This is a genomic window from Roseococcus thiosulfatophilus, assembly GCF_017311575.1.
Taxonomy (GTDB): domain Bacteria; phylum Pseudomonadota; class Alphaproteobacteria; order Acetobacterales; family Acetobacteraceae; genus Roseococcus; species Roseococcus thiosulfatophilus.
The window spans coordinates 42,228-66,797 of the sequence record NZ_JAFFQY010000005.1; the positions used below are offsets into that span (position 1 = coordinate 42,228).

Here is a 24,570-nt window from a genome sequence, read left to right on the forward strand (position 1 = left end):
CCATCGCTGCGGATGGCGGCGCGAACGGGCGCACCTCTCGAAGTTACAACAACTCTAGTCCAGGTTGTAGCTGAAACTGCCATCCGCCCCCATGCCGACCGCAACGCGGGAAATGGGCTGGCCCTCGGCAAGTCGGGCCAAAATCCCGGCCGACAATTGCGGCAGCAATGTGCGGTTGAGGATATTCTCGATGTTGCGCGCGCCGCTCTCGACCTCGCGGCAACGCTCCACGATGGCGAGCGGCACGGCCTCGTCAACTTCGAAGGCGACGCCGTAGCTTTCGCGCACCCGCTTGCCGATGCTGGCGAGCTTGAGGCCCACGATCTGCTTCAGCACATGGTCGGCCAGCGGGTAGTAGATGACGACGTTGCAGCGGCCGAGGAAGGCCGGCTTGAACACCTTCAGCAGGTCGGGGCGCAGCGCCTCCACCAGGGCCTCAGGCTCCGGCGCCGTGTCGGGGTCGGCGCAGAGCTTCGCGATGGTGTCGGTGCCCGCGTTGGACGTCATGATGATGACGCAGTTCTTGAAGTCGATGTCGCGGCCCTCGCCGTCCTTCATGTTCCCCTTGTCGAAGACCTGGTAGAACACGTCCTGCACGCCGGGATGGGCCTTCTCCATCTCGTCCAGCAGGATCACGCTGTAGGGGCGCCGCCGCACGGCTTCCGTCAGCACGCCGCCCTCGCCATAGCCCACATAGCCGGGCGGGCTGCCCATGAGGGTGGCGACCTTATGCTCCTCCTTGAACTCGCTCATGTTGATGGTGGTGAGGTTCTGCTCCCCGCCATAGAGCAGGTCGGCGAGCGCCAGGGCCGTCTCGGTCTTGCCCACGCCCGAGGTGCCGGCCATCAGGAACACGCCGATGGGCTTGCGCGGGTCGGCCAGGCCCGCGCGGTTGGTGCGGATGGCCTCCGCGATGGCGGCCAGCGCGTGGTCCTGCCCCACCACGCGGCGCATGAGCTGCTCCTGCAAGGTCAGCACCGACTTGATCTCGTCGCCCGCCATGCGGCCGAGGGGGATGCCGGTCCAGGTCGCCACCACTTCCGCCACCGCCTGGCCGTCCACCACGGGGTGGACCAGCGGCTCCTCGCCCTGCAAGGCGTGGAGTTCCTCCGTCACCTTCGCGAGTTCGGCGCGCGCGGCTTCGGTGTCATGGCCATCCGGCGGCGCTTCCAGCCCCTCGCGCAGCTCGCGGATGCGGGTGACGAGGGCCTTCTCCTGCTCCCAGCGCGTCTTCAGCGCTTCCAGTTCCGTCTCGACCTCGCCTTGTTCCTCGGTCAGCGCCGTGATGCGCTTCGCGTGGTCGCCGCCGGTCGCCGTCTCGCGGCCCAGCGCCGACAACTCGGTGGCGATCAGCGCGAGGCGCCGCGTGCGGTCCTCGATGGCGGCGGGGATGGCGGCCTGGCTCATCGCCACGCGCGCGCAGGCGGTGTCGAGCAGGGAGACGCCCTTGTCCGGAAGCTGGCGGGCCGGGATGTAGCGGGCGGAAAGCCGCACCGTCTCCATCACCGCCTCGTCCAGGATGCGCACGCCGTGGTGCTTTTCCAGCGTTGCGACCAGGCCGCGCAGCATGGCGTTGGCCAGCGGCAGGGTGGGTTCCTCCACCTTCACCACCTGGAAGCGGCGGGTCAGCGCCGCGTCCTTCTCGAAATACTTCTTGTATTCGGCCCAGGTGGTGGCGGCGATGCAGCGCATCTCGCCGCGCGCGAGCGCGGGCTTGAGCAGGTTCGCCGCGTCGTTCTGCCCGGCGGCACCGCCCGCGCCGATCAGCGTGTGGGCTTCATCAATGAACATCACCACGGGCTGGGGCGAGGCCTTCGCGGCGTCGATCACGCCCTTGAGGCGGTTCTCGAACTCGCCCTTCACGCCGGCGCCCGCCTGCAGCATGCCGAGGTCGAGCGACATGACGCGCACCTTGGCCAGCGCCTCCGGCACGTCGCCCTGGGCGATGCGCAGCGCCAGGCCTTCCACCACTGCGGTCTTCCCCACGCCCGCCTCGCCGGTGAGGATCGGGTTGTTCTGTCGGCGGCGGGTGAGGATGTCCACCATCTGCCGGATTTCGGAATCGCGGCCGAGGATGGGGTCTATCTTCCCCGCCTTCGCCTGGGCCGTCAGGTCCGTGCAGAACTGTTCCAGCGGCCCGCCGGCGCGGGGCGCGCCCTCGGTGGGCGTGGCGGCGGCGCCAGGCGGGGGGGCGCCGGCCTGTCCCGCCTCCTCGCTGCCCTTGGTGATGGCGTCCAGGTTGCGGCGCAGCGAATCGGCGGGAATCTTGAGCAGGCTGGGCGCGCTGTCCTTCACGGTGCGCGCCAGCCCCTCATCCGCCAGCAGGGCGGCCAGCATGTGCCCGCTGCGGATGCGGCCCTGGTTCGCCTCCAGGCTGGTGATGAGCCAGGCTTCGCGCAGCCAGGCCACGATGTCGGGCGAGAGGCCCGGGGCGCGGCCATTGCCGGTGCGCATCTTGTCCAGTGCCCGCGTCAGCTCGGCCAGCACGGCGCCCGCCTCCACCCCCGCATCCTTCAGGATGGCGGTGACGTCGCTGCCCGGCGCCTCCACCAGCTTCAGCAGCACGTGCTCGGCTTCGACATTGTAGTGGGTGCGGGCCACGGTCAGGCCCAGCGCCGCCTCGAACTGACGCCGTGCGACGTCGGTCAGCCGCGCGACGAGGGATTTCAGGTCAATGGCCACCATGCTGCCCGTCTCCTCCCGCCCTGGTTGCGGCGTGCAACCGGAGGCTAGGGTCAGCCCGCGCGGCCTGTCCAGCGGCGCCGTTGCTTGGGGCGTTTCCAACGGCGTCCGGGCGGGGCTAGCCTGCAACCAAAGGCAGGAGTGGCCAGGAGATGAGCGAGGACGTCGTGGATGTGGCGGCGCTGGTGGCGCCGCTGGAGGGCGGGGATGGCGCGGGGGAATTCCTGCGCGACGACAAGTCCGCCGCCTCGCTCTACTACCGGCTGCGCGACGCCGTCTCCGGCGCCCGCGACGAGGACCGCGCGCGTGACAGCGAGGAGGGCGGCGAGGGTGCCGTCTCCGAGGGCTGGCGCCAGGTCCGCAAGCTGGCCGTGGAGGCGCTGACCGACCGCACCAAGGATTTCGAGGTGGCGGCCATGCTGACCGAGGCGCTGGTGCGCCTCGAAGGGCTGCGCGGCCTCACCGCAGGGGCCAAGGTGCTGACGGGGTTGCTGGAGCAGCACTGGGAGGCCGGCCACCCCCTGCCGGACGAGGATGGTCTGGACGGCCGTTCCTACCCGCTGGGCGGGCTGGATGGCGGCGACCGCGACGGCACGGTGATGCAGCCCCTGCGGCGGGTGGTCCTGTTCGAGCGCCCGGGCGGTGGCCCGTTGACCCTGCACCAGTATGAGGCCGCGACCGAGACCGCCGGCATCGCCGACGAGGAGCGGCGGGAGCGGCGCTACGCCCAGGGCGTCCTGCCGCTCGACACCATCGAGACGGAGGCGAAGTTCCGCCGGGACGCGCTGGTGGCGCTGCTGACGCAGGTGGAGGCGGCGCGGGCCGCCTGGCAGGCCTATGCCGAGCAGGCGGATGCGCGCTTCGGGATGGAGGCACCCTCCACCCGCCGCGTCGGCGCCGTGCTGGAGCGCATCGCGGAGGTGGCGCGGCGGCTGCTGGGCCCGGTGGCCGAGGCGGCGGACCCTGTCGCGCCCGAGGCGGCGGCGGCCGCGCCCGGCGCCGCGGGCGGTGCCGGGCCGGCCCCGGCGATGGGTTTCGCCGTGCCGCCCGGCGCCGTGGCTTCGCGCGAACAGGCGCTGGAGATGCTGGAGAAGATCTCCGAGTTCTTCCAGAAGACGGAGCCGCACTCCTTCCTGGCCTACACCCTGGCCGACGCCGCCCGGCGCGGGCGCATGACGCTGCCCCAGCTGCTGGAGGAGGTGCTGCAGGACGAGACGGCGCGGACGGCCATGCTGACCGCCCTGGGCATCCGGCCCACCCCGCCGGAATAGCCGCCCCCCAGGTTCACGGGGGCACACCACGTCGCGGCTTCTCGTTGACGCCGCGAAGTTCTTCGACTTACGCTCGCCTTCGGGTTGTGGCCGCGCGCCGCGGCGCCATTCAGGCCCGGCGGGCACGGGCATTCAAACACGAAGGCAGAGCCGGGGCCCCGGCGCCAGGGAGATTCCATGTCAGGCTCCGTTCACGACAAGCTGAACCGCGTGCGCAAGCCGCGCGTCCACATCACCTACGAGGTCGAGACGGAGGGCGCCGCGATCGAGCGCGAGCTGCCCTTCATCGTCGGCGTCATGGGCGATTTCGCCGGCGACCCGACGGAGCCGCTGAAGCCGCTGGCCGAGCGCAAGTTCACCCAGATCGACCGCGACAACTTCAACGACGTGATGGCGCGCATCGCGCCCGGCCTGAACATGAAGGTCGAGAACACGCTGGCCGGCGACGGCAGCGAGATGGCCGTGAACCTCAAGTTCAAGTCCATCGAGGATTTCGAGCCGGCCCGCGTGGCCGACCAGGTGCCCGCGCTGAAGGCGCTGATGGAGACCCGCGCCAAGCTGCGCGACATGATGAGCAAGGTGGACAACTCGCAGCAGCTGGAAGAGCTGCTGGACGAGGTGCTCCAGGACGATGCGAAGCTGAAGGCGCTCTCCGCCCAGCTCGGCCTCGACCAGAAGGAGGGCTGAGCCATGAGCGGAACCCAAGGGGCGCCCGGCGCCGCCGCGACCACGACCACCGAGGAAGGCGCATCGCTCCTCGACCAGGTGCTGGGCGCCACCCGCCAGACCGAGCGCGACCGCGCGCAGGAACTCATCAAGGCGCTGACCGAGGAGGCGCTGAAGGGCACCGTCACCTACAGCCGCAACCTGACGCAGACCTTCAACCGCGCCATCGCCGAGATCGACCGCAAGCTGTCGCAGCAGCTCAACGCGATCATGCATCACGAGAAATTCACGAAGCTGGAGGGCTCCTGGCGGGGGCTGCACCACCTCGTGATGAACAGCGAGACGGGCACCAGCCTCAAGATCCGCCTGCTCCAGGCGAGCAAGCGCGAGCTGAACCGCGACCTGACGCGGGCGGTGGAGTTCGACCAGTCCGGCCTGTTCAAGAAGATCTACGAGAACGAGTTCGGCACCCCGGGCGGCGAGCCCTATGGCGCGCTGATCGGCGACTACGAGTGGACCAACCACCCGGACGACGTCGAAACGCTGCGGCTGATGTCCAACGTGGCGGCCGCCGGCTTTTCGCCCTTCATCTCGGCCGCGGGGCCGGGCATGTTCGGCTTCAACGACTACCGCGAGCTGTCGCGCCCGCGCGACCTGTCCAAGATCTTCGAGACGGCGGAATACGCGAAGTGGCGCAGCTTCCGCGACACCGAGGATGCGCGCTTCGTCACCCTGGTGCTGCCGCGCGTCATCGCCCGCCTGCCCTATGGCGCGAACACCAAGCCGATTGACGAATTCGCCTATGAGGAGGCGCCGTTCAACCCGGACGGCACCGCTAAGGCGATGGAGCACAACGAATATTGCTGGATGAACGCGGCCTATGTGCACGCCGCGCGCCTGACCGACGCCTTCGCGCAATATGGCTGGTGCACCGCCATCCGCGGCGCCGAGGGCGGCGGCAAGGTGACGAACCTGCCGGCGCACGTCTTCACCTCCGACGATGGCGACCTCGACACCAAGTGCCCGACCGAGATCGGCATCACCGACCGGCGCGAGGCGGAGCTGTCCAACAACGGCTTCCTGCCGCTGTGCCACTACAAGAACACCGACTACAGCGTGTTCTTCGGCGCGCAGACGGTGCAGAAGCCCAAGAAGTATGACCGGCCGGAGGCGACGGCCAACGCGGCCATTTCGGCCCGCCTGCCCTACATCATGGCCACCAGCCGCTTCGCGCATTTCCTCAAGGTGATGGCGCGCGACAAGATCGGCAGCTTCATGGAAGCCTCCGACGTCGAGGCCTGGCTGAACCGCTGGATCCAGAACTATGTGAACCCCATGGAGGGGGCGGGCCAGGAATCGCGCGCCAAGTATCCGCTGCGCGAGGCCAAGGTGGAGGTGAAGGAGATCCCGGGCCGCCCCGGTTCCTACAACGCCGTCGCCTACATGCGGCCCTGGCTGCAGATGGAGGAACTGACCACCTCCATGCGGATGGTCGCGCGCATCCCGCAGAAGAGCTGAGCGGGCGGCCCTCGTGACCGACGGGGGCGCGCTGCGCGGGCCGGTGCTGGACGGGCGCTTCTTCGGCCATGGCGCGCCCGAGGCCGCGTCGCTGGCGGCCTTCCTGGCGGAGGACGATCCGGCCAGGCTGCTGCTCGCCTGGCTCGGCCCCGAACGGCTGCGCGAGATCGCCGCGGGCCCCGACCGCGTGGCACGCCTTGTCGAGGCGCTGGACCGCGACATCGTGGCGCTGGATGCCGCCATGTCCCGCCAGCTCGACCGCGTGCTGCACGCGCCGCGCCTCACCCGGCTGGAGGGCTCCTGGCGGGGCCTGCGCTGGCTGGTGGATGGCTTCGCGCAGGACCGCCTGGTGAAGATCCGCCTGTTGCCCGTGCGCTGGCGCGACGTGGCGCGCGACCTGGAGCGCGCGGTGGAATTCGACCGCTCCGCCCTGTTCCGCCTGGTCTATGAGGAGGAGTTCGGCACCCCCGGCGGCGAGCCCTTCGGCATGATCGTGGCCGATTACGAAATCCGCGGCGGGCCGGCGCCCGGGCATGAAGTGGATGACATCACCGTGCTGGCGCAGCTGGCCGGCATCGCGGCCGCCGCCTTCTGCCCCTTCGTGCTGCCGGCCTCACCCGGGCTGCTGGGCCTCGATGATTTCCACGACGCCTCGCCCACGCTGAACATCCTGGACGCGCTCCGCACGCCCGAGCGCGCGCGCTGGCGCAGCCTGGCCGCGCGGGAGGACACGCGCTTCCTCGCCATCCTGCTGCCGCGCACCCTTGGCCGGCCGCTCTGGCGCGACGATGGCAGCAGGGATGACCGCTTCCGCTATCGTGAGCACGCCAAGGGTGCCGCGCAGCGCGTCTGGACCACGCCCGTCTATGCCATGGCCGCCGTGGCCGCCCGCGCCTTCGCGCGCTATCGCTGGCCCGCCGAGATCCGCGGCGCCGAGCCGGTCTGGGACGCCATGGGCGGCGTGGTGGAGACGCTGCCCCATGAACGCTTCCGCGCCGACCCGCCCGGGCCGCCGCCCCGCCCGCCCTTGGAACTCAGCCTGACGGACGACCAGGAACGCCAGGCCGCCGAGGCGGAGATGGTGGCGCTCTGCGGCCTCGAGGCGCTTCCTGAGGCGAGTTTCGGCGCCGTGCCCACCCTGCACCGCCCGCCGCGCATGACAAGCGACGTGGCCAATGCCAACCAGCGGCTGTCGTCGCAGCTGAACAGCGTGCTCTGCGTCTCCCGCTTCGCGCATATCGTGAAGCTGATGGGGCGTGACATGGTGGGCAGCTTCGCCTCGGCCGAGGATGTGGAATTCCGCCTGCAGACCTGGCTCAGCAAGCATATCAGCGGCCTGGCCGGCGGCGGCGACGCGGCCGCGCGCTACCCACTGCGTGATGCGCGGGTGGAGGTGCGCGAACGCCCCGGCAAGCCGGGCAGCTATGGCTGCACCATCCTATTGCAGCCACACTACCAGCTGGACGAGGTGGGGGCCTCCTTCCGCCTCGTCACGGAACTCGCGGCGCCACGGCAGGCCGCCTGAACAGCAAGGAACCAAGGCGATGGCATCGGCGGGCGAGGCGTTCAAGGCAGGCGATCTGGCGGCGGCCATCGCGGCGCAGCAGGCGGTGGTGAAGGCGGCCCCGCGCGATTCCGGCGCGCGCTGGTTCCTGGCGGAATTGCTGCTCTTCGCCGGCGAGGCGGAGCGCGCGGACCGCATGCTGGACGCCGCCGTGCTGGAGGAGCCGTCGCCCGCCGTGCTGGAATTCCGCAAGCTGCTGCGCGCCGAGGTCATCCGCCAGCAGGTGTGGGGCGAGGGCCGCGCGCCGCAATTCTCGGGCGAGGATACGACGCCCGCGCAGACGGCCGCGATCCGCGCCGCCGTCCTGGCCCGCGCGGGCGAGACGGAACGCGCGGAGGAAGCGGCGCTGGCCGCGGAGGACAGCCGCCCCGCCACCCCCGGCACCGCCACGCTGGCCGACGGCACCACGCTGGACTTCGAGGATTTCCGCGATGCCGATGACCTGATGGCCCCCATGGTCGAGGTGCTGACCACCGGCGGCGACCACATCCTGGTGCCCGTGGAGCGCATCGAGAGCCTGGAATTCGAAGCCCCCCGCCGCCCGCGGGACCTGGCCTGGCGCCGCACCACCATCACGCTCCGCGACGGCACGGAGGGCGTGGTCTACATGCCCGCCATCTACCCCGGCGCGGCCGCGCGGGAGGATGCGCTGCGCCTGGGCCGCGCCACGGAGTGGACGGAAGGTCCCGGCCCGGTGCGCGGCCATGGCCAGCGCCTCTTCCTGGTGGGCGAGGAGGCGGTGGCGCTGGCCGAGCTCGCCACCCTGCGCTTCGCCGCCCCGGGATGAGCGGCCGCGCCCCGCCCCAGCGCCTGCGCCTGCCGCTGCTGGACCGGCTGATGGATGACCGCCCCGACCGCCTGGAGGAGGAACCGCTGAAGCTGTCGGAAGCCATGGACCGGCTGCGGCTTTCCGTCCGGCGGGATCTGGAGGCGCTGCTCAACGCGCGCCGCCGCCGCTGGCCGCTGCCGGCCCGCGCGCCGGAGCTTGCGCTCTCGCCGCTCGGCTACGGCATCCCGGACGCGACGGCGGGCAGCTACGCCCTGCCGGAGCGGCGCGAGGCGCTGGCGCTGGAGGTGGAGCGCATGATCCGCCGCTTCGAGCCGCGCCTGCACGCGGTGAAGGTGACGCTGCGCGAGGGCGGCGATGAGCTGGACCGCACGCTGCGCCTGCGCGTGGACGCGCTGCTGCACGCCGAGCCCATCAGCTTCGAGACGCTGATCGAGGCCGTCAGCCACGAGGTCCGGGTGGCCGAGCGCGGATGAGCGAGAGCCTTCTCCCCTTCTACAACCGTGAACTGGCGGCGCTGCGCAAGCTGGCCGGGGAATTCGCGCAGGCGAACCAGAAGGCGGCCGGGCGGCTGCGCATCGCCACCGACGGCACGGTGGACGACCCGCATGTGGAACGCCTGCTGGAGGGCGTCGCCTTCCTCGCCGGCCGCGTGCAGCAGCGGCTGGACGATGAGCTGCCCGAGATCACCGACGCGCTGCTGGAACTGCTCTCGCCGCATCTGCTGGCGCCGGTGCCCAGCATGGCGACGGTGCGCCTCTCGCCCAAGCGGGACGCGCGCGGCCCCGCTTTGGTGAAGCGCGGCACGCCCATCGAGACGGAGCCGGTGCGGGGCGAGGTGCTGCGCTACCTCACCTGCCATGACGTGACGCTCTGGCCGGTGCGGATCGAGGCGGCGCGGCTGATGGGCCTGCCGCTGGAGGCGCCACCCAACCCGCGCGCGCCGGGGGCTTCGGCCTGCCTGCGCATCACGCTGCGGACCACGGCCGAGGGCCTGGGTTTCGCGGAGACGGGGCTCGACCGGCTGCGCCTGCACCTGCGCGGCAGCCACCAGGTCGCGGCCGCGCTGCATGAGCTGCTGGCCACCTCCTGCGTGGGCGCGGCGCTGGCCGATGGGCCCAATGACGCGAGGCCCACCTTGCTGGACGCCGCGCGGCTCCGCGCCGTGGGGTTCGAGCGCGAGGAGGCCGCGCTGCCCTGGCCGCAGCGCGCCTTCGACGGGCACCGGCTGCTGACCGAGTATTTCGCGCATCCGGAGAAGTTCCTCTACCTCGAGCTCGGCGGGCTGGAGGCGCGCAGCCTTGTCCAGCAGGGCGACCGGCTGGAGGTGTTCCTCTATCTCAGCCGTGCGGCGCCGGAGCTGGAGCGCATCGTTACGGCCGAGACGCTGGCGCTGCATTGCACGCCGGTGGTGAACCTCTTCCCCCATCGCTGCGAGCCCATCGCGATGGACGGCACCCAGTCGGACTGGCTGGTGATTCCGGATGTGCGGCGTTCGGCCGCGCTGGAACTCTACAGCGTGGAAAGCGTGCGCGAGAGCCGCCCCGATGGCCGCCGCCGCACGGTGCTGCCCTTCCAGCGCCTGGCCCGCGACGCGGGTGAGGAGGCCGAGGCCGCGCCCATGCAATGGGTGGCCGCGCGCGGTTCCGCCGCCGCGCCGCTGACAGGCACCGAGACGCGGCTGCTGCTCTGCGACCCCGGCTTCAACCCCGACGCGCCCTCCGACGGCGTGCTGACCATCGAGGGGCTTTGCCTCAACCGCGACCTGCCGGAGCTTCTGCCCTTCGGCGGCGGCCAGCCGAGGTTGCGCATCAGCGACCCCGAGGCCCCGGCGGAGCCCATGGCGGAATGCCTCTACGCCCCCACGCCGAGGCTGCCGCCCCGGCTGCGGGACCGCGGGGCCTGGCGGCTGGTGTCGCACCTGGCGCTGAACCACCTCTCCGTGATGGGCGGGCCCGATGCGGCGGCCGCGCTGCGCGAGATGCTGCGCCTGCATGACCTCCGCGACACGCCGGAGACGCGGGCGGCCATCGCGGGCCTCGTCTCGGTCACGGCGGGCAGCGGGCTGGCGCGCATCCCGGGCCAGCGGCCGGGCGTCTTCGCGCGCGGGCTGGACGTGGCGCTGACCTTCGAGGCCCAGGCCTGGAACACCGGCGGCCTGTTCCTGCTGGCGGCGGTGCTGGAGCGGTTCCTGGCGCTCCAGGTCTCGGTGAATGGCTTCGTCCGCACCCGCGCCCTGCTCCGCGGGCGGGCGAACCCGGTGGCGAGCTGGCCGCCGCGCAGCGGCACGCGGGTGCTGCTGTGATCGCGCGTTCTCCCAAGGACGCTCTCGCCCAGGACCCGGAGCTGTTCGACCTCGACCAGGCGGCCTTCGTCATCGCCCCCGGCCAGGACCCGGTGGAGCTGCCCTTCGCCAGCCAGCCGCGCCTCGCTTTGCCGCTGAGCGAGGTGACGGCGGCGGACCCCGCGACGGGCGCGCTGACCACGCCGCTGTTCGGCCTCATCGGGCCAGGCGGCACGCTGCCGCGCCACTACACCGCGACGGCGGCGGCGGAGCTGCGGGCGCGCAACCGCGCGCTGGCGCAATTCCTGGACCTGCTCGCGCGGCGCTTCACCGGCATGTGGGTGAAGGCCGGCGCCAAGTATCGCCCCACGCGCGACCCCGAGCCCGCGACGCGCGCGCTGGACGCCGTGATCGGCCTCGGCACGCCGCATCTGGGCGAACGCCTGGCCGTCCCCGCGCCCAGCCTGCGCTACCATGCGGGGCACCTCGCCGCCCGCACGCGCAGCGCGGCGCGGCTGGCCGCCATGCTGGCCGAGGAGGCCGGCACCCCCGTCGAGATCGTGGAATTCGCCGGCGGCTGGCTGCGCCTGCCGGCCACCGAGCAGACGCGCCTCGGCGCCGCCCATGCCGCGCTGGGGGCTTCCGCCACCGCCGGCGCGCAGATCTGGGACCCGCAGGCGCGCTTCATCATCCGGCTGGGGCCGCTCGATGCCGCCGCCTTCGCGGAACTGCTGCCCGGCCGGCCGCTGTTCGACCGGCTGTGCGGGTTGACGCGCCTCTTCGTGGGGCCGGAGCAGGAATTCGTGCTGAACCCGCTGCTGAAGCCCGAGGCGGTGCCGGCGGCGCAACTGGGGGCGGGGGCGCGGCTCGGCCTCACCTCCTGGATGGGGGGCGCCAAGCCCCGCCGCGCGCCCGCGCGCGACGCCCTGCTGCGCCCGCCCGCCCTGTGAGGACGCCCTCCGCATGACCGTCTGGAGCCACGGCTACGTCGCCGACAGCCCCTACACCTTCTCCTACCAGCCCGCTCAGGCGCCGGGGCATCTGGCCATGGTCTGCGCCATGGCCGGCGTGGTCTGGGCGCCGCAGCCGCGCATGGCCATGCTGGACATCGGCTGCGGGCGCGGGCTGACGGTCAATGTGCTGGCGGCCGCCAATCCCGGCTGGCATGTGCTGGGGCTGGACTACAACCCGGCCCACATCGCCGAGGCGCAGGAACTGGCGGATGCCGCCGGCTGCGCCAATGCCGGTTTCTGCGAGGCCGACCTGGCCGAGATGACCGATGCCGAGATGGACCGGCTGCCGGAATTCGACATCGTCACCATCCATGGCGTCTGGACCTGGGTGGCCGATGCGGTGCGCGATGGCATCGTGCGGCTACTGGCGCGGCGGCTGAAGCCGGGGGGCCTCTGCTACATCGGCTACAATGTCCAGCCGGCCTTCGGCGCGGATGCGGCCTTGCAGCGCCTGTTCATGCACCTGGCGGGGCAGGCGCGCGGCTCCTCCCGCGCGCGGGTGGAGGCGGCGCTGGAACAGGTGCGGGCGCTCGCCGCCACCAACCCCGCCCAGCTCCCCTCCACGCCCATGCTGCGCTATTTGCTGGACAAGGAGCAGCGGCTGGACACCGCCTATCTCGCGCATGAATTCCTGACCGCGCATTGGCGCCCGGCCTTCCATGAGGATGTCTGCGCCGCCCTCGCCCCCGCCAAGCTGGAATTCGTGGGCAGCGCCACGCTGCACGAGAACATGCCGGACCTGCAGCTCGATGCCGCGCAGCGCGCAACCTACGAAGGCATGCCGCCCGGCCCGGCGCGGGAATTCATCAAGGATCTCTGCCTGCCGCGCGCCTTCCGGCGCGACGTCTTCATCCGCGGGCTGCGCCGCACCGACCATGTGGACGCGCTGGACCGCCTGGTCATCGCCGCCTGCCGCGCCTTGCCGGAGGACAGCCCCAAGCTCTCCGTCCCGGTGGGGGAGGCGGAACTCGTGCCCGCCATGTGGCAGCCCATCGCCGCCGCCCTGCGCGAGGGGCCGCAAAGCCTGCACCGCCTGCGCCACCTGCCCGAGGAGCGCCGCCCCAACCCGGCCGAGCTGCTGGCCGTGCTGCAGGGCACGGGGTTCGTGGTGCCCGTGCTGCGCGAGCCGCAAGTGACGGAGGAGGCGCAGCGTTTCAACCGCGCCCTCTTCGCCGCGACGCTGGCCAGCGGGGACCGCGAGGGGCAGTTCGCCCTGGCCTCCTCCGCGATCGCGGGCGGGCTGCCTTGCGCCTGGCTGGAAATGGCGCTGGCCGTGCAGCCCGACATCCTGGACGCCCCGCCCGAGACCCTCGCCGCGCGGCTGCTGCCCCATCTGGACGGCGAGGGCCAGGCGGAAGCGGCCACCCTCATCACCCGCATCCGGGCCGAGCGTATTCCCGTCTGGCGCGGCCTGGGCCTGCTGCCGGGCTGATGGGCGCCGCCTATTCCATCGCCTTCCAGGCCCAGCAGACCCCGGCGCATTTCGCCCTGGTCGCCGCCATGGCGGGCCACCCCTGGACCCCGCGCGAGCGGATGGTGGTGGTGGACCTCGGCTGCGGGCGGGGGCATGTGGCGCAGGTGCTGGCCGCGGCCAATCCGGGCTGGACGGTGTTCGGATTGGACCACGACGCGGCCGCCATCGCGGAGGCGCGGCAACTGGCTGCCCGCGCGGGCCTCGCCAACGTGAATTTCCTGGAGCTGGACCTCGCCGCGCTGGACGGCGCGGAGCTGGACCGGCTGCCCGAATGCGACGTGGTCATGGCGCATGGAATCTGGGGCTGGGTGTCGGACGCGGTGCGGGCGGGGGTGGTGCGCTTGCTCGCGCGGCGGCTGAAGCCGGGCGGGCTCGCCTATGTCGGCACCAATGCGATGCCGGCTTCCGGGGCCGAGGCGGGGCTGCAACGCCTGCTGCGGCATTTGGCGGGCGGGGAGGCCAGCGCCGAGGCCGCCACCCATGCCATGTCCCGCCTGCGCGCCCTGGCCGGGTCCGGCGGCCTGCCATTGCCCCGCACGCCCATGCTGGAGCGCCTGCTGGCCGAGCCCTGCGTGCTGGAACCGGGCTTCGTCGCCCATGAATTCCTGACACCGCATTGGCGCCCCGTCTTCCACGAGGACCTGGCCGCCGCCCTGGCCCCGGCCCGGCTGGAATTCCTGGGCAGCTGCAACCTGGCCGAGGCCCTGCCGGCGCTGGCCGGCACGCCCGCGCAGCGCGCCGCCCTGGCGCCGCTAGAGGGGATGGAATTCGCCAAGGACCTGCTGCTGCCGCGCCCCTTCCGTGCCGACCTCTTCGTGCGCGGCCGGCGCCGGGTGAACCCGGATGCCGCCATGGACGCGCTGCCGCTGGCCGCCTGGCAGGCGCCGCCCGTGACCTCGCCCGCGCTTCGCACCGCCGAGGGGCGGGCCGCGCTGCCCGAGGCCGCCTGGGCGCCCATCGCGGCGCTGCTGGCCGAGGGGCCGGCGCGGCTCGGCGCGCTGCGCGCGGCGGTGCCGGAGGCGCTGCGCCCGCAACCGGCGGAATTGCTGGCGCTGCTAGTGGATACGGGCCTTTGCCTGCCTGTCTTTCGCCCGCCGGCGCCCGCGCCCGCGGCCACGCGCCTCAACCGCGCCGCCGCCGCCTTCCACGCGCCGGGCGGCGAGGGCAGGGGACATTTCGCCCTGGCCTCGCCCGTGGCCGCAGGCGGGGTGCCGGCCGGGGCGCTCGACCTCGCCTTGGTGGGCGCGCTGCTGGCGGGGGGCGATGCGGCGAACCCGGAGGCGCTGCTGGCGCAGTTCCAGCCCGGGCTGGGCGGCGGGGCGCGGCTGGCGGCGGTTTCACGTATCCGCGAAAGGCTGGCCGAGGCGCTGCCGCTGTGGCGGCGCTTCGGCATCCTCCCCGGCTGACCCGCCGTTGCGCTTTCGCTTCCACCTGCCCGCCTTGGCGCTCTACGCTTCGGCCCGGAAACGCTGGCGTCTGATCGGCTTCGGTGGAATCGCCGAAGCCGTGAATCAGCCGCCCGGCCAAAATAGGAGGCCATGATGCCCACCTTCCTCCGCGCCGCGCTGCTGGTCTGTGGCGCATGGCTGCCCTTCGCCGCGCTGGCCCAGCCGCCCGCGATCCCTGCCCCGCCGGCCGCCGCGGCGCCCGATGCGGAGGAGCGCCAGATCATCGAAGGGCTGACACGGGGCATCCGCGTGCCGAACCGTCCGGGCGGCGAGGGCGCCAGTGGGGCCGCCCCGGCCGCGCCCCAGGGCGAGGCCGGCAAGCCGCCCACGGCGGACGAACCGCCCTCCGTCAACCTGACCGTCTTCTTCCCCACGGGGTCCGCGCGCATCACGCCCCAGGCCGCCGACGCCCTGGCGGCGCTGGGCCGCGCCCTGAACCGCGAGGAGTTGCGGCCCTTCCGCTTCCGCGTGGAAGGCCACACCGACACCGAGGGCGATGCCGGCATGAACCAGATGCTCAGCGAACGCCGCGCGCTGGCGGTGCGCGAGCACCTGATCGAGAAGTTCGGCATCGCCCCGCACCGCCTTCTGGCGCAGGGCATGGGCGAAAGCCGCCTGCTGATCCCGACGCCCGACAATTTCCCCGAGCCCCGCAACCGGCGCGTGCAGATCGTCAACCTGGGCGAGTAGGCTGCGGCCCGGGGGCGGCTGGCCCCGCAGGAAGGGAGGGCAGGGCGCGATGGATGACGACGCCACCGTGCGGTTGCCGCGCCCGGGCGTGGTTCCGGCGCTGAAGGCCAGGCCCGCGCGGCGCGGCGCGGTGCTGGCGGCGCTTGGGCTCGTGGTGCTGGTCGCGGGCGGGGCGGCGCTGTGGTGGTGGCCGCGCGAGGCGCCGCCGCCGGAGCCCCCCTTGGCCGTCGCGCCCAGCGTGCAGCCCCCGGCGCTGGAGGCCCCGCCCGCCGCCCCGGCGCCCGTGCCGCAGCCCTCCGCTCCACCCGCCTCCGCTCCAGCCCCGCCGCCCAGTCGCAACCAGGCCGAGATCCTCGCCCACGCCGCCACGCGGCCCACCCTGTTCCGCTGGGACGCCAACCCGCTGGTCTTCGTGCTGGATTTCCCGGACCTGGCCAGCCAGGGCGCGGCGATGAACCGCGCCGCCGCCCTGATCGAGAAGGCCCGCACCCCACGCGACCGCGTGCTGGACGACACCGCCCTGGCCGCCGCCATCGCCGCCGACCGCAACACGCCCGACGACTACTATGTCGGGCACAACTACCGCGCCTCGGACCTGATGCGGATGTTCGCGCTGGCGGAGCGTGACGGCATCGCGCTGAACCCGCGGGAGGAATGGCTGCGCGAACAGGTGGCCCTGGTGCAATCCCTCGCCCCCGGGCGGGATGCCGCCATCCTGACCATTCCGGGCCTGGGGCCCGAGGTCTCGCCCGCGCTGCGCGCCGCCATCCTGCGGCACGAACTCGCGCATGGGCAGTTCTTCACCCTGCCCATGTTCGCCGCCCATGTGATGGCCGTCTGGCACCGCGGCATGACGGAGGAGGAACGCGCCGCCATCCGCGCCTTCCTGGGCTGCGAGGGCTATGACACCGCGCAGGAGGAGATGATGGCCAACGAGGCCATGGCCTACATCCTGCACACGCCCGATCGCACGATCTTCGACCCCATGCGGGAGCTGGGCTGGGACGAGGCGCAGGTGGCCCGCATCCGCGCCCTCTTCGCGGAAGGCGCCCCCCCGGAGCCGTGATCAGGCCGGCACGCGCGCCCGGTCGAGAAAATTCTTCAGGATGCCGTGGCCATGCTCGGAGGCGATGCTCTCCGGGTGGAACTGCACGCCGTGGATGGGCAGCTGCCGGTGGGCGAGGCCCATGATGAGCCCATCCGCCGTCTCGGCCGTGATGGCGAGGCTGGCGGGCAGCGTCTCCCGCTTCACCACCAGCGAATGATAGCGCGTGGCGCGCAGCGGCGAGGGCAGGCCGGCGAAGAGGTCCTGGCCCTGGTGCTCCACCTCCCACACCTTGCCATGCACGGGTTCGGGCGCGCGGATCACCTCGCCGCCGAAGGCCTGCCCGATGGCCTGGTGGCCGAGACAGACGCCCATCAGGGGCAGCTTCGCCTCGGCGGCGGCGGCGATGAGCGGCAGGCAGATGCCGGCCTCATTGGGCGTGCAGGGGCCGGGCGAGAGCACCACGGCGTCGGGCCGCATGGCGAAGACATCCTGCACCGTCAGCGCGTCATTGCGCCGCACCACCGCCTCCACCCCGAGGTCGCCCAGGAAGTGGTAGAGGTTGAAGGTGAAGCTGTCGTAGTTGTCGATGAGCAGGAGCATGGGCGCAACATGGCGAGGCCATGCCCGCCCGGTCAAGCACGCCGTGTCCTGGCGCGGCGCGTCACCACCCGCCGCCGCCCCGGCTGCCCCCGCCCCCGCCCGAGAACCCCCCACCCCCCGAGCCGCTGCGCGAGGAGGAGGGGGACCGTGCGGCCGAGCCATAGGAGCTGGCCAGCGCGCGGCCCAGGCCGGACAGCCCCGACCCCCGGTAGCGCCCGCCCCGGTACCAGCGCGGCTGGTAGCCCTCGGGCGAGGTCGCGGCGCGGGCCAGCACATCGCTGAACTGCCGTGTCCAGGCCGTCTCCACGTCCAGCGCCACCGCATAGGGCAGCAGCGCCTCGAAATGTTCGGGCGTGCGGTCCGGCGGGTTGTGGAAGCGCAGGCGCTCGGCCTCGGCCACGGTGAGGTAGAGGCGCGTGCCCTCGATCTCGTCCAGCGCCTGCCGGCCGGTGGGGGTGGGCGCCTTCAGCAGATGATGGAAGACGACGTTCACCGCGACGAGCGCGACGGTGCCCGCCACCATCTCCCAGCCCATGACCTCGACCGCGAAGAAGATGCCGAACAGGGTGAACCCGATGATGACCAGCGAGGACACCGCGGCCATCACCAGGCCCAAGGCCTCGCGGAAGCCGACCCCCGCGCGCCATTGCCGGACATCCCGGGCCAGCCGAAGCGGAACATGCAGCGCCGCCCCCGAGAAGGCGCCCACCATCAGGACGAAGGGCGCCACCGCCAGCACATGCGGGTGGGTCAGCGCCATGGCGGCCCAGCCCAGCAGGGTGATGAGCACGCCCAGCACCTTCCAGCCCGTGTTCCGCCGGAAGAAGACGCGGTTGAAGGTGGCGTCCAGGTGCCGCCGCAGCGCCGAGCGCGCGGTGGAGAGCGCCGCATGGTTGCCCTGCTCCAGCGTGATGCTGCCGCGTCCGCCCAGCAGTTGCTGCAACAGCACCGCCTCGCCGGCCGAGGGCTCGGGCGCGCCGGGCGGCGGCACGGCGCGCGTCAGGATGATCTTGCGCGAGGCATCCTCGCCAATGGTGACATGCCCCTTCACCGCGAGGCTGATCACCGCGGCCGACAAGCATTGCGGGTCGAAGCCCATGCGCTCGATGAAGCGCATGGCGGCCGGCGGCAGGCTGGGCTGGTAGACGGGAATGATGGGCCCGCCGCGCGGGTCGCGCCCCACCCGGTGCCAGACGAAGCCGTAATAGGCGAGCAGCAGCGCCAGCACGACGCCGCCCACCTGCAGCGGGGAACGGTTCAGCAGCCAATGCAGCGCCCCGTGCCGCGCGTCATGGCTGACGAAGCCCTGCGGGAAGCCCACGGCGATGGTGAGGTTCTCCCCCGCCGCGAGCGGCCGCGTGGCGCGGAACTCGACGCGCCCATCGCCCGGCTCGGTGATGCGCGCGTCGCCGCCGCGCTCGCCCGCGCGGCCGGTATAGGCGGATCGGCGCGTGGCGGTCGCACCCGGCGGCAGCACCACCTCGGCCGAGAGGCGCAGCACGGGGAAGGCCCAGCCCGTGCCGTTCACGTTCCAGTAGACCTCGTCGAAACCCTCGAAGGCGCGGACCTCGTTCTCCATGCGGAAGCGCAGGCGGTAGCGGTGCACGCCATGCGGCAGCACCGCGTCCGAACGGCCGAGATAGACGCGCACGCCGCCGCCGATGCGTTCGGTGCGGTAGGTCTCCGCCTCACCGTTGCGGGTGGCCTCCAGCACCTGGAACCCCGCGCGGAAGATGCCGGCGGGGTCTATCGGGCGCAAATCATAGTCGCGGTAGATGCCGCGGCGGATGGCCTGGCCCAGCGCCAGCACCTCGATCTCCTCGGTGACGATGAGGGCGCCATCGGCCTGGATCTCGATGCGCGCGGCAAAGTCGCGCGTGACCTCCACCTGCTGCGCTATCGCGGGCCCGGCGGCGAGCCAGAGCAGCAGCGCCAGGAGCCAGCGCGTCAGCTTCCCACCCATCAACGGCCCCCCTGTCAACGGAAGGAGACGGGCACGGGTCGGGAGGCGGCCTCGGCCTCGGCCTCGTCGAGGGTGAAGAATTCCGCGGGCGTGAAGCCGAAGGACTTCGCCACGATGTTGGAGGGGAACTGCTCCACCGCCACGTTCAGCTCGCGCGCCGAGCCGTTGTAGAAGCGGCGCGACATCTTGATGCGGTTCTCGGTGTCGGTCAGCTCCTGCTGGAGTTGGCGGAAATTCGCGTCGGCCTTCAGCTCGGGATAGGCCTCGCTCAGCGCGAAGAGGGATTTCAGCGTGGATTGCAGCGCGTTCTCGCTCTTCGCCTGGGCCTCGGGGCTGCCCTGGTTGGACATGGCCTCGCCACGGGCGCGCACCACCTTCTCCAGCGTCTCGCTCTCATGCCCCGCATAGCCGCGCACCGTCTCGACCAGGTTGGGAATCAGGTCGTAGCGGCGCTTCATTTGCACCTGGATGTCCGACCACGCCTCGCGCACACGGATGCGAAGCCCGACGAGCCGGTTGTAGGTGACGATGACATAGGCGGCGACCGGCACCAGGACGCCGCCCAGGATATACACCATTTCCATCACACCCTCCGCTGACTGTGCGCGCGAAGGTTGTAGACGAAACGACCTGTCCCGTCAGGTCCGGCGCACGTTCCAGAAGACCGGGATGCCGCCGGGCTGCATCACGCCCGTCAGGTTGCGGCGATGCGCCAGCGGCTGGAAGAACTGGCCGAGCGGGATATAGGGCACGTCCTCGAACATCTGCCGCTGCAGATCGGCGGCGATGCGCTGCTGCGCCGGAAGGTCCGGTGCTTCGAACCAGGCCTCGCGCAGGCTCTCCAGGCGCTCGCTTTCCGGCCAGCCGATGAAGCCCTGCCGCCCCTGGCCGCGCAGCATGAGGTGGCCGGCGGGGTTGAGGTGATCGAGCCCGCCCCAGTTCGTGCAGAAGGCGCTCCAGCCGCCGGCATCGGGTGGCGTCTGCTGCGCGCGGCGCTGCACCACCGTGCCCCAGTCCATGGACTGGAAATCAATGTTGACCTGGAGGCGGCGGAACATGTCGGCCGCCACCTGCGACCAGGCGGCCAGGCTCGCGATGTCGGTGGTGCCGAGCAGCACGATGCGCTCGCCATTGTAGCCGCTCTCGCGGATCATGCGGCGGGCGGTCTCGATGTTGTTCTCGAAGACCTCCAGCCCCGCATCGCTGGCCAGTGGCGTGCCGGGGGTGAAGGCGCCCACGCCCGACTTGAAGCCCTGCGGGTCGCTGCCCATGAAGGCCGTCATGAAATCCGCCTGGCTCACGGCGCGCAGCAGCGCCTGGCGGAATTTCGGGTTGTTCATGGGCGCGTGCAGGTGGTTGGGCCGCATGACGGCGATGGAGCCCAGCGGGTCCGGCACCGTCACGTTCACGTTGCGGTTCCGCCGCAGCATGGGGGCGAGGTCGGGTGTGGCCACCTCCCACCAATCCATCTCGCCCGAGACCATGGCGTTCGCGGCGGTCGCGAAGTCGGGGATGATGTGCCACTCCACGCGGTCGAAATGCACCACCTTGGGGCCGGCCGTGCCGCTGGGCGTGCCGTTCGCGCGCGGCCGGTAGCCCGCGAATCTCTCATAGACCACGCGGCTGCCGGAGATCAGTTCGCGCGCGTTGAAGGTGAAGGGGCCGGAGCCGATGACCTGGTCGGGGCGGATCTGCGTGAAGGCGTCGGTCGCCGAGATGCTGGCCGGCATGATGAAGGGCGCGTTGGAGGTGGGCTTGGCCAGCGCGTCCAGCATCAGCCCGAAGGGCCGGCTCAGGCGGATGGTGAAGCGCCGGTCGTCCAGCGCGCGCATCTCCTCCGTGAGTGCCGCGAGGCGCGTGCCCATGGCGTCGCGCTTGCCCCAGCGTTCGAGCGAGGCGATGCAGTCCTGCGCGCGGACGGGTTCGTTGTTGTGGAAGCGCAGGCCTTCGCGCAGCGTGAAGGTCCAGAGCTTGCCGTCATTCTCGACGGTGTGGCCTTCCACCATCTGCGGCTGCGGCTTGTATTCATCGTCCAGGCCATACAGCGTGTCCCACACCGCGAAGCCATGGTTGCGGGTGATGTAGGCGGTGGTCCAGACCGGGTCCATCACGGTCAGGTTCGCGTGGGGCACCACCTTGAGCACGCGGTTGGCCTGCGCCTGCACGATGGAGGGCGCAGCGGCGGCGGCCGCGGCCCCCGCCAGGAAGGAACGTCGTTGCATCTCTCAGTCTCCCATGCCCGTTACGGGTCTGGGTGCGGAGCATGACGAGCGCGGGGCCGGCATGTCCACAATATTGCAACGCTACAGAAGGGCTTCCCCGCGCAGCACGGGCACGCAGGCGCCGCCGACCGTGGCGTGGATGGCCTCACCTTCGCGCCGCGCCGTGGTCCGCATCAGCGAGGGCCGCCCCATCTCGACACCCTGGGTGATGTCGAAGCGCGCCGCGGCGTCGGCGGTCAGCGACAGGCGCAGCGCGGCCAGCGGCGCGGCGGCGCTGCCGGTCGCGGCATCCTCCATGGTGCCGGTCAGGGGGGCGAACATGCGGGCGCGAAGTGTCTCCGTGCCCGTCACCGCGTAGAGGTAGAGCGGCAATCCGCGCGCGCCGAGATGCGGGAACTCCCGCGCGGCGGCGGCGAAGGCGGCGGGGTCGGGGCGGGCCTGCGTCAGCGCCGCCTCCGTCACCTGCGCAATGATGAAGAAGTTGCCGCAGGCGGCGATGACGGGGGCGTGGCCTTCGGTGATGACATCGGCGGGTGCCAGGCCCACGCAGCCGGCCAGCAGCGCGGCATCCATCTCCTGGCCCAGCGCCAGCGGCTGAGGCGCCGTGATCTCGGCGCTGTCGCCCTCCACGCGCACCTCGACCAGGCCGGCGATCTCCTCGAAGCGCAGCAGCCCGTCCACGGCGCGCGGGGCCAGCGCCACGCCCGTGCCGACATTGGGGTGGCCGGCGAAGGGCATCTCACCCGCGCGGCTGAAGATGCGCACGCGGGCGGTGTTGACGGGGTCTTCGGGCGGGAGGACGAAGGTGGTCTCGCTGAGGTTGAACTCACGCGCCAGCGCCAGCATCTCTGCGTCCGACAGGCCGCGCGCGTCGGGAAACACCGCCAGCGGGTTGCCGCCGAAGCGCGTGGTGGTGAAGACATCGAGCGTGACGAAAGGGTAGCGGCGCGTCACTTCGCCAGCTCCACCATCACGGGCACATGGTCGCTGGCCTTCTCCCACCCACGCGCCTCGCGCAGGATGTGGTGGCGCGTGAGCTTGCCGCGCAGATCGTCGCTGACCCAGATGTGATCGAGCCGCCGGCCGCGATCGGCGGCCGCCCAGTCGCGCGCGCGGTAGCTCCACCAGGAATAAAGTTTTTCGGATGCCGGCACGAAGTGGCGCACGGCGTCGTGCCACTGGCCCTGTTCCATCCAGCGCCCCATGGCGTCCACCTCGATGGGCGTGTGGCTCACCACGTCCAGCAATTGCTTGTGCGACCAGACATCATGCTCCAGTGGCGCGATGTTGAGGTCGCCCACCAGCACGCGGCGGCGGGTGGGGGCGCGCGTCGCGGTCCAGGCGGTGGCCTCGGCCACGAAGTCGAGCTTGTGCGCGAATTTCGGGTTGGCCTCGCGGTCGGGGATGTCGCCGCCGGCGGGGACGTAGAAATCGTGCAGCTCGATGGGCCCGCCCGGCGCGTCGAGCAGCGCCACCAGGTGCCGGCAATCGCCGCGCGCGCACCAGTCGGGCGCGTCCTCCACCAGGGTGAAGGGCACGCGCGAGAGGATCGCCACGCCATTGTAGCCCTTCATCCCCTTGGCCGCGATGTGGGGGAAACCCAGCGCCTCGATCTCCGCGCGGGGAAACAGCTCATCCGGGCACTTGGTCTCCTGCAGGCAGAGCACGTCCGGCGCCAGCGCCGCGTCCAGCGCCTTCAGCAGCGGCCAGCGCAGCCGCACGCTGTTGATGTTCCAGGTGGCGATACGCAAGGCGAAATCCTCTCAGCGGTCGGCGCGCGGATGGGCCATGCGCCAGGTGGCGAGAAGCCCCTCCGTGTCCACGGCGGTGTAGCGCTGGGTGGTGGAAAGGCTGGCATGGCCCAGCAATTCCTGGATGGAGCGGAGGTCCGCCCCACCCGCCAGCAGATGGGTGGCGAAGGAATGGCGCAGTGCGTGCGGCGTGGCGTGCTCCGGAATGCCGGCGAGGCGCCGATAGTCGCGCATGGCCTTCTGCGCCACGGCGGCGTCCAGCCTTTCGCCGCGCACGCCGAGGAAGAGCGGCTCGTCGGGCTCCGCGCCCGGCCGCTGGGCCAGCCAGGCGGCGATGGCCTGCCGCACCACGGGCAGCACGGGCACGATGCGCGCCTTGCCGCCCTTGCCCATGATGCGCAGCGCCGTCTCGCTGCCCGGCAGGGGGGCGTCGCGCACGTCGAGGGCCAGCGCCTCGGAAATACGAAGGCCGCTGCCATAGAGCAGGGTGAACAGCGCCGCATCCCGCGCCGCCTGCCATTGCGGGCGGGGCGTGGCCTCGGTCATGCGGATGGCGGCGATGCCGGTGCCGAATTCGCGCGCATCGGCCGGCGAGAGGGCGCGCGGCAGGGGCGGCTTGCGGCGCGGCCCGCGCAGCCCGGCCACGGCCACCGGCGCCACGCCCTGCTGGCGCGAGAGGAAGCGCAGGAAGCCGCGGATGGCGGCCAACTGCCGGGCGCGGGTGGCGTTGGACGCACCCTCGGCCGCGCGGGCGGCGAGGAAGCCGCGCAGGTCGGCCAAACGCAGTGTGGACAGCGCCACGAGGTCGGGCGCCGCACCCAGATGGCGTGTCAGGAATTGCAGCAGGTCGCGGATGTCGCGCCCATAGGCCTCGACCGTGTGGGGGCTGGCGCGGCGTTCCTGGGCCAGCCAGTCGAGCCAGGCCTGGCAGGCGGCTTCGCCCGTCATGCGCGGCGCAGGGCGGCGTGCAGGGCGCGGGCCAGCACGTCGAGGGATTCGGGCTCGTTCGGCAGGTCCTCGGCGGCGCGGGCGCCGAGGGCGAGCGTGGCCTCGCCCACGCGCAGCAGGGCCTCGCGGCGGATGAGGGGTGCCGCCTCGCCATGCCAGAGCGGGTCGGCGCGGGCCAGGTCGCGCAGGGTCAGCGCCGCGGGGGCGGGGCGGGGGTGGAGGGTGGCGTGCTCCACGCCCAGCAGGGATGGCCATTCATGGCGCACGCAGTCGCGCGGGTCGGCGGCCGCGATGAGGGCGAGCACGGCCTCGGCCACCTTGGCGGCGAAGCTGCGGCCTGTGCGGCCGGCGGCGAGCACCTGGCGCCACTCGGCCCGCCCGGCCTGGATCATGGCCGCCATGTGGTCGGCCAGCACCTCGCCATGCACGCGGCGGGGGGGTGTGAGGACGGCGTAGAGGCCCGGCCGCGCGGCGAGGAAGCCAGGGTTGGCGCGCAGATAGGCCTCGACGAAGGCGGCCTCCTCGGCCTCGGTCTTGCGGGCGGCGGTCATGGGCGGAGCATGGCATGGGGCGGCGGAGTCAGGGAAACCCCGCGATCAAGGGCGCGGCAGCCCAGCGCCCGAGTGCAGGAAAAGCGCCCA

General features: G+C 72.2%; 21 protein-coding genes. 12 read left to right on the plus strand and 9 right to left on the minus strand.

The window, feature by feature from the left end; genetic code table 11:
- Window positions 1–54 precede the first annotated feature (54 nt).
- A complete protein-coding gene (gene tssH, locus JTN19_RS03280; protein ID WP_206930481.1) occupies window positions 55–2,685 on the minus strand; it encodes a type VI secretion system ATPase TssH in 2,631 nt (876 codons plus the stop codon).
- A 149-nt stretch (window positions 2,686–2,834) separates the two neighbouring features.
- Here tssH and tssA point away from each other — a divergent pair, with 149 nt between their 5' ends.
- The 12 genes from tssA to JTN19_RS03340 all read left to right on the plus strand — a co-directional run bounded on the left by tssA (window position 2,835) and on the right by JTN19_RS03340 (window position 16,463).
- On the plus strand, window positions 2,835–3,953 hold the full coding sequence (gene tssA / locus JTN19_RS03285; RefSeq protein ID WP_206930482.1) for a type VI secretion system protein TssA: 1,119 nt from the start codon (window positions 2,835–2,837) through the stop codon (window positions 3,951–3,953).
- A 177-nt stretch (window positions 3,954–4,130) separates the two neighbouring features.
- Window positions 4,131–4,640 carry a type VI secretion system contractile sheath small subunit gene (tssB, locus tag JTN19_RS03290; RefSeq protein WP_206930483.1) on the plus strand — a complete coding sequence of 170 codons (510 nt, stop codon included), beginning with the start codon at window positions 4,131–4,133 and terminating at the stop codon, window positions 4,638–4,640.
- A 3-nt stretch (window positions 4,641–4,643) separates the two neighbouring features.
- Window positions 4,644–6,137 carry a type VI secretion system contractile sheath large subunit gene (tssC, locus tag JTN19_RS03295; protein ID WP_206930484.1) on the plus strand — a complete coding sequence of 498 codons (1,494 nt, stop codon included), beginning with the start codon at window positions 4,644–4,646 and terminating at the stop codon, window positions 6,135–6,137.
- Window positions 6,138–6,150: 13 nt separating this feature from the next.
- Window positions 6,151–7,662 carry a type VI secretion system contractile sheath large subunit gene (tssC, locus tag JTN19_RS03300; protein ID WP_206930485.1) on the plus strand — a complete coding sequence of 504 codons (1,512 nt, stop codon included), beginning with the start codon at window positions 6,151–6,153 and terminating at the stop codon, window positions 7,660–7,662.
- 19 nt (window positions 7,663–7,681) lie between these two features.
- Entirely contained in the window at window positions 7,682–8,488 is an 807-nt protein-coding gene (locus tag JTN19_RS03305) for a type VI secretion system accessory protein TagJ (RefSeq protein ID WP_206930486.1), read from the plus strand.
- Window positions 8,485–8,964: a type VI secretion system baseplate subunit TssE gene (tssE, locus tag JTN19_RS03310; RefSeq protein WP_206930487.1), complete on the plus strand. Its 480-nt coding sequence runs from the start codon at window positions 8,485–8,487 to the stop codon at window positions 8,962–8,964. The genes JTN19_RS03305 and tssE overlap by 4 nt, the downstream gene beginning before the upstream one ends.
- Window positions 8,961–10,793, plus strand: coding sequence for a type VI secretion system baseplate subunit TssF (gene tssF / locus JTN19_RS03315; protein ID WP_206930488.1), 1,833 nt, complete (start codon window positions 8,961–8,963; stop codon window positions 10,791–10,793). Before tssE ends, tssF begins: the two co-directional genes overlap by 4 nt.
- The gene (tssG, locus tag JTN19_RS03320; RefSeq protein ID WP_206930489.1) at window positions 10,790–11,722 is read left to right on the plus strand and encodes a type VI secretion system baseplate subunit TssG; all 933 of its coding nucleotides are present in this window, start codon (window positions 10,790–10,792) and stop codon (window positions 11,720–11,722) included. Before tssF ends, tssG begins: the two co-directional genes overlap by 4 nt.
- 13 nt (window positions 11,723–11,735) lie before the next feature.
- The gene (locus JTN19_RS03325; protein WP_206930490.1) at window positions 11,736–13,217 is read left to right on the plus strand and encodes a class I SAM-dependent methyltransferase; all 1,482 of its coding nucleotides are present in this window, start codon (window positions 11,736–11,738) and stop codon (window positions 13,215–13,217) included.
- On the plus strand, window positions 13,217–14,665 hold the full coding sequence (locus JTN19_RS03330; RefSeq protein ID WP_206930491.1) for a class I SAM-dependent methyltransferase: 1,449 nt from the start codon (window positions 13,217–13,219) through the stop codon (window positions 14,663–14,665). Before JTN19_RS03325 ends, JTN19_RS03330 begins: the two co-directional genes overlap by 1 nt.
- A 135-nt stretch (window positions 14,666–14,800) precedes the next feature.
- Window positions 14,801–15,397 (plus strand): OmpA family protein, encoded by a 597-nt coding sequence (locus JTN19_RS03335; protein WP_206930492.1) that lies wholly within the window; start codon window positions 14,801–14,803, stop codon window positions 15,395–15,397.
- Between the two features lie 49 nt (window positions 15,398–15,446).
- Window positions 15,447–16,463, plus strand: coding sequence for a hypothetical protein (locus tag JTN19_RS03340; RefSeq protein WP_206930493.1), 1,017 nt, complete (start codon window positions 15,447–15,449; stop codon window positions 16,461–16,463).
- Here JTN19_RS03340 and JTN19_RS03345 read toward each other — a convergent pair whose 3' ends face one another.
- The 8 genes from JTN19_RS03345 to JTN19_RS03380 all read right to left on the minus strand — a co-directional run bounded on the left by JTN19_RS03345 (window position 16,464) and on the right by JTN19_RS03380 (window position 24,480).
- Entirely contained in the window at window positions 16,464–17,045 is a 582-nt protein-coding gene (locus JTN19_RS03345) for an anthranilate synthase component II (protein WP_206930494.1), read from the minus strand. It lies immediately after the preceding gene.
- A gap of 61 nt (window positions 17,046–17,106) precedes the next feature.
- Window positions 17,107–19,008 (minus strand): DUF2207 domain-containing protein, encoded by a 1,902-nt coding sequence (locus tag JTN19_RS03350; RefSeq protein ID WP_206930495.1) that lies wholly within the window; start codon window positions 19,006–19,008, stop codon window positions 17,107–17,109.
- A gap of 14 nt (window positions 19,009–19,022) precedes the next feature.
- Entirely contained in the window at window positions 19,023–19,592 is a 570-nt protein-coding gene (locus JTN19_RS03355; RefSeq protein WP_206930496.1) for a LemA family protein, read from the minus strand.
- Window positions 19,593–19,646: 54 nt separating this feature from the next.
- Window positions 19,647–21,230: an ABC transporter substrate-binding protein gene (locus JTN19_RS03360; protein ID WP_206930497.1), complete on the minus strand. Its 1,584-nt coding sequence runs from the start codon at window positions 21,228–21,230 to the stop codon at window positions 19,647–19,649.
- Window positions 21,231–21,311: 81 nt separating this feature from the next.
- On the minus strand, window positions 21,312–22,184 hold the full coding sequence (locus JTN19_RS03365) for a PhzF family phenazine biosynthesis isomerase (protein WP_206930498.1): 873 nt from the start codon (window positions 22,182–22,184) through the stop codon (window positions 21,312–21,314).
- Entirely contained in the window at window positions 22,181–22,981 is an 801-nt protein-coding gene (locus JTN19_RS03370) for an exodeoxyribonuclease III (RefSeq protein ID WP_206930499.1), read from the minus strand. The genes JTN19_RS03365 and JTN19_RS03370 overlap by 4 nt, the downstream gene beginning before the upstream one ends.
- Window positions 22,982–22,993: 12 nt before the next feature.
- Window positions 22,994–23,929, minus strand: a complete 936-nt coding sequence (locus JTN19_RS03375; protein ID WP_206930500.1) for a tyrosine recombinase XerC — start codon at window positions 23,927–23,929, stop codon at window positions 22,994–22,996.
- On the minus strand, window positions 23,926–24,480 hold the full coding sequence (locus JTN19_RS03380) for a hypothetical protein (RefSeq protein WP_206930501.1): 555 nt from the start codon (window positions 24,478–24,480) through the stop codon (window positions 23,926–23,928). The genes JTN19_RS03375 and JTN19_RS03380 overlap by 4 nt, the downstream gene beginning before the upstream one ends.
- Window positions 24,481–24,570 lie beyond the last annotated feature (90 nt).

Excerpts from the sequence above, each read along its gene's own strand:
- tssH (WP_206930481.1), bottom strand. The coding sequence starts at position 2,685 with ATGGTGGCCATTGACCTGAAATCCCTCGTCGCGCGGCTGACCGACGTC.
- tssA (WP_206930482.1), top strand. The coding sequence starts at position 2,835 with ATGAGCGAGGACGTCGTGGATGTGGCGGCGCTGGTGGCGCCGCTGGAG.
- tssB (WP_206930483.1), top strand. The coding sequence starts at position 4,131 with ATGTCAGGCTCCGTTCACGACAAGCTGAACCGCGTGCGCAAGCCGCGC.
- tssC (WP_206930484.1), top strand. The coding sequence starts at position 4,644 with ATGAGCGGAACCCAAGGGGCGCCCGGCGCCGCCGCGACCACGACCACC.
- JTN19_RS03305 (WP_206930486.1), top strand. The coding sequence starts at position 7,682 with ATGGCATCGGCGGGCGAGGCGTTCAAGGCAGGCGATCTGGCGGCGGCC.
- tssE (WP_206930487.1), top strand. The coding sequence starts at position 8,485 with ATGAGCGGCCGCGCCCCGCCCCAGCGCCTGCGCCTGCCGCTGCTGGAC.
- tssF (WP_206930488.1), top strand. The coding sequence starts at position 8,961 with ATGAGCGAGAGCCTTCTCCCCTTCTACAACCGTGAACTGGCGGCGCTG.
- JTN19_RS03325 (WP_206930490.1), top strand. The coding sequence starts at position 11,736 with ATGACCGTCTGGAGCCACGGCTACGTCGCCGACAGCCCCTACACCTTC.
- JTN19_RS03330 (WP_206930491.1), top strand. The coding sequence starts at position 13,217 with ATGGGCGCCGCCTATTCCATCGCCTTCCAGGCCCAGCAGACCCCGGCG.
- JTN19_RS03335 (WP_206930492.1), top strand. The coding sequence starts at position 14,801 with ATGCCCACCTTCCTCCGCGCCGCGCTGCTGGTCTGTGGCGCATGGCTG.
- JTN19_RS03340 (WP_206930493.1), top strand. The coding sequence starts at position 15,447 with ATGGATGACGACGCCACCGTGCGGTTGCCGCGCCCGGGCGTGGTTCCG.
- JTN19_RS03345 (WP_206930494.1), bottom strand. The coding sequence starts at position 17,045 with ATGCTCCTGCTCATCGACAACTACGACAGCTTCACCTTCAACCTCTAC.
- JTN19_RS03350 (WP_206930495.1), bottom strand. The coding sequence starts at position 19,008 with ATGGGTGGGAAGCTGACGCGCTGGCTCCTGGCGCTGCTGCTCTGGCTC.
- JTN19_RS03355 (WP_206930496.1), bottom strand. The coding sequence starts at position 19,592 with ATGGAAATGGTGTATATCCTGGGCGGCGTCCTGGTGCCGGTCGCCGCC.
- JTN19_RS03360 (WP_206930497.1), bottom strand. The coding sequence starts at position 21,230 with ATGCAACGACGTTCCTTCCTGGCGGGGGCCGCGGCCGCCGCCGCTGCG.
- JTN19_RS03375 (WP_206930500.1), bottom strand. The coding sequence starts at position 23,929 with ATGACGGGCGAAGCCGCCTGCCAGGCCTGGCTCGACTGGCTGGCCCAG.
- JTN19_RS03380 (WP_206930501.1), bottom strand. The coding sequence starts at position 24,480 with ATGACCGCCGCCCGCAAGACCGAGGCCGAGGAGGCCGCCTTCGTCGAG.